The sequence below is a fragment of the Paenarthrobacter sp. CAP02 genome (assembly GCF_040137855.1).
GTDB lineage: Bacteria > Actinomycetota > Actinomycetes > Actinomycetales > Micrococcaceae > Arthrobacter.
On record NZ_JBEEII010000005.1, the window covers coordinates 1 to 12,590 of the forward strand.

Here is a 12,590-nt window from a genome sequence, read left to right on the forward strand (position 1 = left end):
AAGCAGTACCACCAGCCTTGACTGGATCGCTCCGGAGCAACTTTTCAAACTTACCTGCTGCCCGCCTCCGGGTCAAATCGGCGAAGTTGACTAGATTGTCCTTGAGGATTCATGTCGGTTTCGCCTTCCTCCACTGGGGAGCAGCGCGGGTATTAACTATACACACACTCTGCTGGCTTGGCAAAGCCCCCGTCTCGGGACGGACTTGCCTGACAACAACGCTCCCCCACCACAGTGGAGGAGCGTTGTCTGGAAGGGGTGATTACGTGAGAGAGCGTTGACTGGAAAGGGCGGTTACGTGAGAGAGCGTCGGGCTATTCGACCGGCGCGAACCACGAGGCCCCAAGCGGCGGAAGCGTGACCGTGAGCGCGGCCGGCTGTCCATCCGTTCCCGGCGCGCTGGCCTTCAAGGAGCCGGCGTTGACGACACCCGAGCCGCCGTACGTTTCGGCGTCGGTGTTCAGCACCTCCACCCACTCCCCTGCTCCAGGTACTCCCAGGATGTAGTCCTTGTGCGGGCCGCCGGAGAAGTTGATGGCACAGACCAGCGGCTTGCCTTCGTGGTCCCACCGGATGAAGGTGAGGACGTTGTGGTCCGCGTCCCCGCCGTTGATCCACTGGAAACCGCCGGCTTCGTTATCGCGTTGGTACAGGGCCGGCGTCGACGAATACAGCGCATTGAGGTCCTTGACCAGAAGCTGGAGTCCGCGGTGGGCCGGGATGTCGGCGAGGAACCAGTCCAAACCGTACTGTTCGGACCACTCCGCTTCCTGGCCGAACTCGGTACCCATGAAGATGAGCTGCTTGCCCGGGTGTGCCCACTGATACGCGAAGAAGGCGCGGAGGTTTGCCAGCTGCTGCCACCGGTCACCCGGCATCTTACGAAGCATGGAACCCTTGCCGTGAACTACCTCGTCATGGCTGATGGGCAGAAGGAAGTTTTCCGTGAACGCGTAGACGAGGGAGAACGTGATGGTGCCATGGTGCCATTTGCGGTTGATGGGATCCTCGGAGATGTACTTCAAAGAATCGTGCATCCAGCCCATGTTCCATTTGAGCCCGAAGCCGAGCCCGCCATGGTTGGTCGGAGCCGTCACACCGGGGAATGCCGTGGACTCTTCGGCGATGATGATGGCTCCCGGATGGGACTTGTAGACCGTGGCGTTGACCTCCTGCATGAAGGAGATGGCCTCGAGGTTTTCACGGCCACCGAACTTGTTGGGCCGCCACTGGCCTTCTTCGCGGGAGTAATCCAGGTAGATCATGGAGGCCACTGCGTCCACGCGCAGGCCGTCGATGTGGAACTCCTCCAACCAGTACAGCGCGTTGGCCACCAGGAAGTTCCGGACCTCGCTGCGCCCGAAGTCAAAGATCAGTGTTCCCCAGTCCGGGTGCTCACCGAGGGCGGGATCGGAGTGCTCATACAGGGGCTGGCCGTCAAACTTGGCCAAGGCCCAGGAGTCCTTGGGGAAGTGCGCCGGGACCCAGTCGAGGAGCACGCCGATGCCTGCCTGGTGCAGGGAGTCCACAAGGTACCGGAACTCGTCCGGGTGCCCGAACCGGGAAGTCGGCGCAAAGTAGGAAGTCACCTGGTAGCCCCACGAACCACCGAAGGGGTGCTCGGCGACGGGCATGAACTCCACGTGGGAGAAGCCAAGCCACTTCACATAGTCGACGAGTTCCTTGGCCAGCTCCTTGTAACCAAGGCCCAAACGCCAGGAGCCCAGGTGGACTTCGTAAACGCTCATCGGCGAATTGTGGGGGTCCCTTTGTGCACGGGCAGCCATCCACTCTTCGTCCTTGAAACGGTAGCTCGGATCAACCACGCGCGAGGCAGTCAGCGGCGGAACTTCGGTCCCGAACGCCAGGGGGTCCGCTTTCTCGATCCACTGCCCTTCTTTGGTCAGGATCTCGTATTTGTAGCACGCCCCTGCTACAACACCGGGAATGAAGAGTTCCCATACGCCCGAGGAGCCCAGGGAACGCATGCCGTGAGAGCGGCCGTCCCAGCCGTTGAAGTCACCCTTGACACGCACAGCCTGCGCGTTGGGAGCCCACACCGCGAAGGAGACCCCGTCCACTTCGCTCAGCGAGGACCGGTAGTGCTGGACATGGGCACCAAGGACGTCCCACAGCCGCTCGTGCCGGCCTTCGCCGATCAGGTGCAGGTCTACCTCACCCACCGTGGGCAAGTAGTGGTACGGGTCATCAACGGTGACCGTCTCGGCGTCGTACACCACTTCCAAGCGGTAGTCCGGCACGTGGCCGGCCTGCAGCGGTTCCAGGACGGCAGCCCAGACACCGTGTGCCTCGTGCGTCATGTCCGTGCGTCCGGCTTCGGTCACCACCGCAACGGACTTGGCCAAGTGCTTCACGGTCCGGATGGTGACGTGGCCGTGATCATCCAGATGGGCGCCGAGCACGGAGTGCGGTGCGTGGTAAGCCCCCGCTGCCACGCGTTCCAAGGTCTCGGAATCCACGTGCAGTGGGACTCGGGGCCGTTCGGTACGTGCAGAGCCAGTCATGTCATTACCTTCCGCTGTAGCTGCCGCATGCTTGCCGCGGCTTGTGTTGTCGAGGATTCGTCGCGATGCGTTGACCGGGATCGACAGCCAGCCGGGCCGGTTTCGCAGCTCGTAGACCACCTCGTATAAGGCCTTGTCCAGCCACAATGCCACAAAGAGCGGCGAGCGGCGGTCTATGGTTCCGGGGGTGACGTCGCTGTACCCCTCAAGGAAGGCGGCAGCGCAGTCATCCACCCAGGTTTCGGGCACCGAGGCGTCGGCATTCTCGCGCGTGGCGGCGCCTGCGGCGTAGTCGAAGGACCGCAGCATTCCCGACACGTCCCGCAGGGGAAGGTCGGGCATATTGCGTTCGTCAATGGTGCGCAGCGGTTCCCCTTCAAAGTCCAGGATGGCCCAACGGCCTGCGCGGTCTTCCGCGCCCGGGACCCAGAGGATCTGCCCAAGGTGAAGATCGCCATGCACGCGTTGCAACTGCCCGACGTCGCGCGGGTCCAAAGTGTCCAGCAGTTCCTGAACATTCGCGTCGTAAGGCCCGACGGCGGAGGCGGCCTCTGCCCAGGACTGACGGACCCGCCTGGCAACAGTGGCGATGATGTCCGGGCCCTGTGCTTGACCGTCCAGAACGCCGAACGTTTCAGCCAGCCGGGCATGGACCGTGGCTGTCGCCGCTCCCAAGCCGCGGGCTTCTGCGGTGAAGTCTTTCCCTGCCGCCGCGGCGTCGACGGCCAGGCGCCACGCATCCTGCCCACCCAGGAGGAACTCGTGGGCGACTGTCAGCTCACCGGTGGCGGTTGCGGAACCGTTCGACGCCGGTTGGTGCCACGAGCCGGTGATCCAACCAAGCGTCGCCGGAACCTCGCTGGTTCCGGCCGCCGTCAGTGCTGCGCCCAGCTCCACTTCCGGGTTCTTGCCGGCCGCCAGCACGCGGAAAACCTTGAGGATGGCGGCCGAGTCGCCGTCGTCGATGATGACCGAAGTATTCGATTGCTCACCGGAGAGGACCCGCGCAGAAACCGGATTCCTGGGGAGCGCGACCTTGCCGTGGGTGAGATGCCCCTGCGCCGGGCTGTCCTCCAAGGAGGCTTCGCTGCGCATGAAGTCCAGCCAAGCGGAAACGAACGCGGAGTCGTACACGGCGTCGTACACCAGTTGGAGCCCGCGTTCCGGATCAGTGAACTCGCCCAAGAGCGCTGTGGGCGCGTCCACAAGCGGCTGGCCGCGGAAGCTCAACGGCACCTGGACGACGTCAGTCCGGGGACCGCCGTCGGCCGTCCGGTAGGTGACTGCCAACAACACCACCTCGAACAGGGCCTCATTGCCGGCGGCCGGGAGTCTGAAACCGCCCACCTGCTCAACAGCAAAATCGGGGCTCTTCACCGGGAACCAGCGCTTGGTGGGGAGCCAGGTCCGGAGAAGACTTTCAATGGCGGGGTTGTTTGTTCCCTTGCTCATCTCATCCTTTGGTCGACACCACGGGGATCGCCTGGGTAAAAGGCGACGATGGATTGGAAGACGCCGAGCGAAGCCGCAGCCAATAGAAGCTGTGGCTGCCCAGCATCACGGTCAGGTTGCCGTTCTCGCCGACGGCCGGGAAAGGCTGGCCGCCGAAGATATCGCGCAGGCCGCGGCCCGCAAACTCGGGAAGGTCCAAGGTAGCTGCCACGGGGTGCTGCGAAAGGTTGAAGACACACAGTATGGTTTCGGCGTCCTCCCCCTCCGGATTACCGGGCGGCAACTCTCGCACGTATGCCAGCACTACCTCGTGATCGGCCTCAATGTGGCGGAAACCGCCCAAGCCGAACACCGGATGGTTCTTTCGAACGCTGAGAATCTGCCGCGTCCAGCGCAGCAGCGAACCGGAGTGCGCCGCCTCCGCCTCAACGTTGGCCATGCTGTAGTTGTAGACCAGCGACTGGATGACCGGCAGGTACAGCTTTCCCGGATCCGCCCCGGAGAAGCCCGCATTCCGATCGGGGTTCCACTGCATGGGCGTGCGGACGGCGTCGCGGTCGTCCAACCAGATGTTGTCTCCCATGCCGATCTCATCCCCGTAGTAAAGGAAGGGACTGCCAGGCAGGGACAGCAACAGCGCGTTGATCAGTTCGATCTCGGCGCGGGAATTATCCAGCAGCGGGGCCAGCCTGCGCCTGATACCGATGTTGGCCCGCATGCGCGGATCCGGGGCGTACCACCCCAGCATCGCGGCACGCTCCTCGGCCGGCACCATCTCCAGGGTGAGCTCGTCGTGGTTCCTGAGGAATGTGCCCCACTGGGCACCCTTGGGAATCTCCGGGGTCTCCCGCAACGTCTCGATGATCGGCGCGGCTTTCTGGTCCCGCAGGGCGTAATACAGCCGCGGCATGATCGGAAAGTGGAAGGCCATATGGCATTCAGGAGCTTCCTCCGTGCCGAAATACTCCACCACTTCATGCGGCGGCTGGTTGGCCTCCGCGATGATCACTCGGCCCGGGTAATTCGCGTCCACCATCCGGCGAAGGTCCTGCAGGAAGGCGTGCGTGGCCGGCAGGTTCTCGCAGTTGGTGCCCTCTTCTTCGAACAGGTAGGGGATGGCATCGGCACGGAAGCCGTCGATCCCCTGGTCCAGCCAGAACCGGACCACGTCGAAGAGGGCCTCGATGACCTTGGGGTTCTCGAAGTTCAGGTCGGGTTGGTGGCTGAAGAACCGGTGCCAGAAAAACTGGCGGCGGATAGGGTCGAAGGTCCAGTTCGACTCTTCCGTATCAACGAAAATGATGCGGGCGTCCTGGTACTTCTCGTCCGTGTCACTCCACACATAGAAATCCCCGTAGGGGCCCGTGGGGTCCTTGCGTGATTCCTGGAACCAAGGGTGCTGGTCCGAGGTGTGGTTCAGGGGAAGATCGATGATCACCCGGACGCCGCGGGCGTGCGCCTCAGCCACCAACCGCTTGAAATCGCTGATGGTCCCGAACTCGTCCAGCACCGAGGTGTAGTCCGCAATGTCGTAGCCGCCATCACGCAACGGGGAATGGAAGAACGGCGGCAGCCAGAGGCAATCCACGCCCAGCCACTGCAAGTAGTCCAACTTGTCGATCAGGCCATGGAAATCGCCCGAGCCGTCCCCGTTGGCATCCGCAAAGGCCCGCACCAGTACCTCATAGAAGACTGCCTTGCGGTACCAGTTCGGATCGTGCTGGAGACCTGGGGCGTTCAACTCGAAGGTGTTCTTCGGAGTGAAGTACTGGCTGGGGTTTTGCGGAGAGAAACTCACTAAGGCTGCCTCCTGATGCTCAGGATGTGTGCCGGTTCGACATGGGCGTCAAGGCGGACGTAGTTGTGCTCGCCCCACTCCCAGCTCTGCCCGCTGATCAGGTCATCCACTCGGAAACGGCCGTCCTCGTTGAAGTCCTCAGGGTCCAGCTGCAACGCTGCCAGGTCCAGGGAAACCGTGCTCTCCCGGGTGCTGTGGGGATCCACGTTGACCACAATGATCAACGTGTCCTTGGTGCCGTCCGGCAGGGTCTTGTGCTTGGAGTAGACAATAGTGGCGTCGTCGGTGCTGTGGTGCAACGTCAGGTTCTGCAGGTCTCCCAACGCCACGTGGTCCTTGCGGATGGCGTTGAGCCGCGTGATGTACGGGGCCAGGGTCCGCCCGGACTCGGCGGCACCCTCCCAGTCCCGGGCCTTGATCTCGAACTTTTCGTTGTCGATGTACTCCTCGGCACCAGGGCGGGCAACGTGCTCATACAGCTCGTAGCCGGCGTACACGCCCCACAACGGGCTGGCTGTGGAAGCCAGGGCCGCGCGGATCTTGAAGGCCGCCGGACCGCCGTACTGCAAGTACTCGGTCAGGATGTCAGGGGTGTTGACGAAGAAGTTGGGCCGGAAGTAGGCCGGGGTAACGTGGCTGACCTCGTAGAAGTACTCTTCCAGTTCCGTCTTGGTGTTGCGCCACGTGAAATACGTGTAGGACTGCTGGAAACCGGCGCGGCCCAAGGCATGCATCATGGGTGGCCGGGTAAAAGCTTCGGCGAGGAAAACGACGTCGGGGTGCTTCTTGTTGACCTTCCCGATCAGCCACTCCCAGAACCAGACCGGCTTGGTGTGCGGGTTGTCCACGCGGAAGACCTTCACACCGTGGCTGATCCACAAGAGCACGATCCGCAGGATTTCCTTCGACAGGCCCGCGGGATCATTGTCAAAGTTCAGCGGGTAGATGTCTTGGTACTTTTTGGGCGGATTCTCTGCATATGCAATGGACCCGTCCACGCGCGTCGTGAACCATTCGGGGTTCGACGTCACCCAGGGGTGGTCCGGGGCGGCCTGCAACGCGAGGTCCAGCGCTACCTCAAGCCCCAGCTCGTTGGCGCGGGCAACAAAAGCGTCAAAATCCTCAAACGTTCCCAGCTCCGGGTGGATGGCATCGTGGCCACCGTCCTTGGAACCAATTGCCCACGGCGAACCCGGATCGTTGGGCCCCGGAGTCAGGGTGTTGTTGCGTCCCTTACGGTGCTGGAAGCCGATCGGGTGGATGGGCGGCATGTAGATAACATCGAATCCCATCTCCGCCACGGCGTCGAGCCGCTTCGCCGCCGTACGGAAATTACCGGACGTCCACACCCCGGTGTTGTGGTCGAAAACCGCGCCCTCGGAACGGGGGAAGAACTCGTACCAGGCGGCCCGGCCGGCGAGGTCGCGCTCCACCTGCAGGGGAAAGCGTTCGGAAACGGTCACCAATTCGCGGATCGGAAGGCGCTCGACGGCGGCCAGCACCTGGGCGCTGAACCCGGCAGCAAGGCGCTCCTCGGCAGACTTGGAGGTGTCGGCCAGCACGACGGAAGCGGCACGCAAGGTGCGCTTGTCTGCCCCGCTGCGCCCGGCGTCGTCGGCTGCTTCAGCCAGGAGGGCTGCGCCCTCGGCGAGCATCAACTCGACGTCGATGCCGGCGGCGATCTTGACCTCTGCGTTGTGGTGCCAGGTTCCGTAGCGGTCGTGCCACGCCTCGATGACGAATGACCAAGCGCCAGTGCCACCGGGGGTGATGAGGCCCTCCCAGCGGTCAAGGCCCTTCCACTGTTCGCCCTGGGCGGGATTCAGGCGCACACGCTGGCGCTCCCGGCCCCTCGGGTCGAGCAGCACAGCGGACACACCAAGCTGGTCGTGGCCTTCACGGAAGACCGTGGCACCCACCACGAGGTCCTCCCCCGGCAGGGCCTTCGCCGGGAAACGGCCACCCTCCACCACCGGCTGAACAGCCGTGATGGGGAACCGGCCGAAACGAAGTCCGTCGGTGATGTCCGTTTTCGTCTTGGTTTTCAGGGCGGTGATGTTTCGCACGGTATTCGTCACAAGCACGACGTTAGCGACAAAAATCCGGAAATGCTAAGCAAACGACCTTTCTCCTCTGCGCAAGATGACTTTTACCTAAAAGAAACCCAATCCGGTTCCGACTGCCATGCCAGTCCGTTAGTGTGGCGCTCGTGAAGGCAATTCGAAGGTTTACAGTCCGCACCGTCCTCCCTGAGCCCATCAGGCCCCTGGCCCGCCTGGCGACCAACTTGCGCTGGTCCTGGCACAGGCCCACCAGGGAACTTTTTGCGAGCCTTAACCCGGCTCTCTGGGAGGCCTCGCAACACGACCCCATAGCCCTTCTGGGGTCGATCAGCCGTGAACAGCTTCAGGACCTCGCCAACAACGGCGACGTAGTGTCCCGTGTGCAGGACGCGGCAGCGGACCTGGACCGGTACCTCAGCGAACCGCGCTGGTACCAGGGCCTCGGAGAGGACGCTCCCGCCTGCATCGCCTACTTCTCCCCGGAGTTCGGCATCACCGAGGTCCTGCCGCAGTACTCCGGTGGCCTCGGCATCCTGGCAGGCGACCACCTCAAAGCCGCGTCCGACCTCGGCGTGCCGCTGATCGGCGTCGGCCTCCTCTACCAGGCCGGCTACTTCAAGCAGTCCCTGTCCCGCGACGCCTGGCAGCAGGAAACGTACCCCGTCCTGGACCCGGACGGCCTGCCGCTGACCCTGCTCCGTCACCCCGGCAAGGACGGCGTCCCGGGCAAGCCAGTCCACATTTCCCTGCCGCTGCCCAACGGCCGTGAACTCCACGCGCACGTGTGGCGTGCCGACGTCGGACGCGTTCCACTGCTGTTGCTGGACTCAAACGTTCCGTCCAACGACGAAGCTGCCCGTGGCATCACCGACCGCCTCTACGGCGGCGGCGGCGACCACCGCCTCCAGCAGGAACTGCTGCTGGGCATGGGCGGCGTCAAAGCCCTTCGCGTATACCAGGAGCTCACCGGCACGCCGGCGCCCGAGGTTTTCCACACCAACGAAGGCCACGCAGGTTTCCTGGGCATCGAACGCATCCAGGAAGCCATGTCCAACGCCACCGATCCCCTCAGCTGGGACGAAGCCCTGGCCGCGGGACGCGCCTCCACCGTTTTCACCACGCACACCCCCGTGCCCGCAGGCATCGACCGCTTCGAAACCGTGCAGATCAAGCACTTCTTCGACGCCGGACTTGCGCCTGCCGTTCCCACCGACCGGATCCTGGAACTCGGCCGGGAAAACTACGAAGGCGGCAACCCCTCTGTCTTCAACATGGCCGTCATGGGCCTGCGCCTCGCGCAGCGGGCCAACGGCGTGGCCAAACTGCACGGCGTGGTTTCGCGCGAAATGTTCGCCGGGCTGTGGCCGGGATTCGACCACTCTGAAATTCCCATCACGTCCGTCACCAACGGCGTCCACGTCCCCACCTGGGTGGACCCGCGCATCTCTTCCCTGGCCCGGCACCAGTTCGGCGCCGAAGCTGAAGCGCTGGGACGCTGGGACCTGGCCTACAACGTCAGCGACGAGGACGTGTGGGCGCTCCGCCGCGACCTGCGCGCCCAGCTCATCGACGACGTTCGACGCCGTCTCCGGGCGTCGTGGAAGAAGCGCGGCGCCGCTGACGCCGAACTCGGGTGGACCGATTCAGTGCTGGACCCCGACGTCCTCACCATCGGTTTCGCCCGGCGCGTCCCCACTTACAAGCGGCTCACCCTCATGCTGCGCGACCCCGCACGCCTGAAGGCCCTGCTCCTGGACCCCAAGCACCCCATCCAATTGGTCATCGCAGGAAAGTCCCACCCTGCGGACGACGCCGGCAAGAAAATGATCCAGGACCTGGTCCGCTTCACCGACGACCCCGCAGTCCGGCACAGGATCGTGTTCCTGCCCAACTACGACATCGCCATGGCGCGGACCCTCTTCCCTGGCTGCGACGTCTGGCTCAACAACCCGCTCCGCCCGCTCGAAGCCTGCGGTACCTCCGGCATGAAGGCCGCCATCAACGGCTCGCTCAACTTGTCCGTCCTCGACGGCTGGTGGGACGAAATGTACGACGGCGAAAACGGCTGGGCCATCCCCACGGCCAACAACAACGCCTCCGCCGACGAGCGCGACGACATCGAAGCATCCGCACTGTACGAGCTGCTGGAAACCCAGGTGGCGCCGCGCTTCTACGGCACCACCGTGGCCCAGGGTGCCGGTGCGGCAGGTCCGTCCGAGTCCAGCACCGAGACCGTGCCCACCCACTGGGTATCCATGATCAAGCACACCCTGGCCAACCTCGGCCCGGCGGTTTCGGCAGAACGCATGCTGCACGACTACGTGAACAACCTCTACTGCCCGGCCGCTGTTTCGGGGCGCCGCGCTGTAGCTGAATCGTTCAAGGAAGCGAAGGAACTCGCTGCCTGGATATCCAAGGTGCGGAGCGCGTGGCCCGAGGTCGTGGTGGAGCATGTGGACTCCGTCGGCGTGTCCGAGGAACCCCAGGTGGGCGACACCCTGCAGGTCAACGCCTACGTGGCCCTCAACAACCTGACACCTGACGATGTCTCCGTGGAGGTCGCCTTCGGTCGCGCCGAAGAGACCGATGAGCTGGAGGACGTGGTGGTGGCGGAACTGGCTTCCGTGGAAGACCTCGGGAACGGACGCCACCTCTTCAACGGCTCCCTGGTCATCAACCGCTCCGGCTCCTTCGGCTACACCGTCCGCGTGTTCCCGAAGCACTCGGCGTTGGCTTCCAAGGCTGAACTGGGGTTGATCGCGAACGCTTAGTCCTGATCCGTTGCTGGCCCGCTATTCCGTTGTTGCCCAACGACGAATTAGCGGGCCAGCGACGTCTGAGTCGGATCCCAAAGCCTTTGGGCTTGCTAGCCGCGAATGGCAATAGCGGGGTCCTTGCGGCTAGCGACCCAGGCCGGGTAGATGGCGCTCACAACACCGGTGGCCGTGCCCAGAAGGATTCCAACCAGCCATAGCCCTGAGGGCAATACAGGTGGCCAGTCCTGGATCCAAGACACACAAAGCGTTGTGATAGTTCCGATGACCCCGCCCAGGGAACCCGCTGCTATTCCAACAATGAAGCCCTCTAGGACGAAGGATCGGCAAATTAGCCATCGACTTGAGCCGATCGCTCGCCGCAGGGCTATCTCGGCTGACCGGTTTTGGACGGTCAGGTACATAGAGGAAGCGGCAGTGATAATGGCCAGGAGCATGAGGACGAGGGATAACAAAGCGATGAGTGACCCGAGATCACTTGAGACACCCTGCCTGATCGACTGTATATCGGCAGTGACGTCGGCCCTTGCCTTGCCAGGGTCGCTGGGCGAGTACGCCAGCGGTGCTACTTGCGCGATCGCACTCGAAAAGCCCTTTTCCGTTCGAACCTGAATTTTAAGGTCCGCCCTGGCGACTGCACGCATGATGCTGGCGTCTACGAATACGGAATTTGAGTACTCAGGAAAATTTGTACCGGGATCGAATACACCGACAACCGGAACAAGTCGGCCCTCGATCCATATGCTTGCACCGACCACAGGTCCAGTTTTCTGGCTGTACGGTATGTTGAGCGCCGTCGCTGCCTTCATCGAGACCACTGCGAGAGGTCCGGCTCGTACGTCGTCGAAGGCACTCCGGCTGTTCTGGGGAATCAGTTTGATGTCGAAGTCCCTGAAGTAATCCTTAGAGGAGGAATGAAGCGACAGGGGCGTTTCAGGTTCGGGGTCGGAAGGTCCAACTCTAGTAATACTTACGTCGGCCGGAACTGCTGAGAAGACAAAGGACGCGCCAACTACGTGAGGAACGCGGGTAATACGGTCTACCCCGGCACGAAGCTCATCGAAATGATCACGAAGCGCAGACGGTCCGTCTCCGACGGTGATGGCCAGCCTGTCCTGTGACGCGATCGCCAGCCGATTGTTGATTGCATTCGAAGTCGTCGAACTAATACCCAGGGCACCCGTCATGCCGCCGATAGCAACCGCAAATGCAAGGATGAGGAGCGTTGTTCGGAGGGGCCGAGCGGACAAAGCGGTAAGTGCATCACCCCAATCGTCCACGAGCGAACGGGCGAGGCGCGACACCCATGGCTGCCGCTTTCGCGCAAGTGAAGGCTCTGGGTGGGCCGAAGTCCTAGGCGGCTGCTTGGGACGACTATCGGTGCCGACGTCGCTCGTGATCAGACCATCTCGGATCTGAATCCGGCGGTCCGCTTGATTCGCTACCTCCGAATCATGGGTGATGACGATTACGGTGACACCCTCGGAGTTGAGCTTCCGAAGGTATTCAATGACCCGTCTGCTGTTGTTGGAATCAAGATTGCCTGTCGGTTCGTCAGCAAGGATGATCCGCGGTAGCGTCGCAATCGCGCGGGCTATAGCAAGCCGTTGCCTTTCGCCGCCCGACAGGAGCTTAGCTTGGATCCCGTGTTTATGGTCCAGCCCAACGAACTTCAGTGCGGCCAGGGCAGCCGCTGCGCGCGCGTCCATCGGCACGCCTTGGACACGCAACCCAATAGCAGCATTGCTGATTACGCTGTCGTCACCGAGGACGTTCGAAGACTGGAAAACGAACCCGATCAGATGTAGTCGCATCCTGTCGAGACTTTGCTCTGAAGCGGATTCGACAGCCTGACCACGAATAGTGAGACGGCCGGAGCTGGGCATATCCAACAAACCCATGATGTTCAAGAGTGTCGATTTTCCGGAGCCTGAAGGGCCAACAATGGACACAAACTCGCCCGCTTCAATGTGCAAAG

Annotated in this window: 5 protein-coding genes; 1 reads left to right on the forward strand and 4 read right to left on the reverse strand. The window is 62.8% G+C overall.

Translation table 11 applies throughout. The features are described from left to right. Positions 1 to 314: 314 nt before the first annotated feature. Genes ABHM97_RS09950 through ABHM97_RS09960 form a run of 3 tightly spaced genes read right to left on the reverse strand, consistent with a single transcriptional unit; the run spans position 315 to position 7,859 of the window. Entirely contained in the window at positions 315 to 3,977 is a 3,663-nt protein-coding gene (locus ABHM97_RS09950; RefSeq protein WP_349470543.1) for a 1,4-alpha-glucan branching enzyme, read from the reverse strand. A 1-nt stretch (position 3,978) separates the two neighbouring features. Then, on the reverse strand, positions 3,979 to 5,775 hold the full coding sequence (treS, locus tag ABHM97_RS09955) for a maltose alpha-D-glucosyltransferase (RefSeq protein ID WP_235520102.1): 1,797 nt from the start codon (positions 5,773 to 5,775) through the stop codon (positions 3,979 to 3,981). Next, complete coding sequence (locus ABHM97_RS09960; RefSeq protein ID WP_308194915.1) at positions 5,775 to 7,859, reverse strand: alpha-1,4-glucan--maltose-1-phosphate maltosyltransferase; 2,085 nt, start codon at positions 7,857 to 7,859, stop codon at positions 5,775 to 5,777. Before ABHM97_RS09960 ends, treS begins: the two co-directional genes overlap by 1 nt. A gap of 125 nt (positions 7,860 to 7,984) precedes the next feature. Between ABHM97_RS09960 and glgP the strand changes: the two genes are divergently transcribed. Beyond that, the gene (gene glgP / locus ABHM97_RS09965; protein ID WP_235520101.1) at positions 7,985 to 10,609 is read left to right on the forward strand and encodes an alpha-glucan family phosphorylase; all 2,625 of its coding nucleotides are present in this window, start codon (positions 7,985 to 7,987) and stop codon (positions 10,607 to 10,609) included. Between the two features lie 95 nt (positions 10,610 to 10,704). Here the strand turns inward: glgP and ABHM97_RS09970 are convergent, their stop codons facing one another. Then, a complete protein-coding gene (locus ABHM97_RS09970) occupies positions 10,705 to 12,588 on the reverse strand; it encodes an ABC transporter ATP-binding protein/permease (RefSeq protein ID WP_349470544.1) in 1,884 nt (627 codons plus the stop codon). Positions 12,589 to 12,590: the final 2 nt, after the last annotated feature.

Bases quoted from the DNA above. Each gene is read 5' to 3' on its own strand.
- ABHM97_RS09950 (WP_349470543.1), bottom strand. From the start codon at position 3,977: ATGAGCAAGGGAACAAACAACCCCGCCATTGAAAGTCTTCTCCGGACC.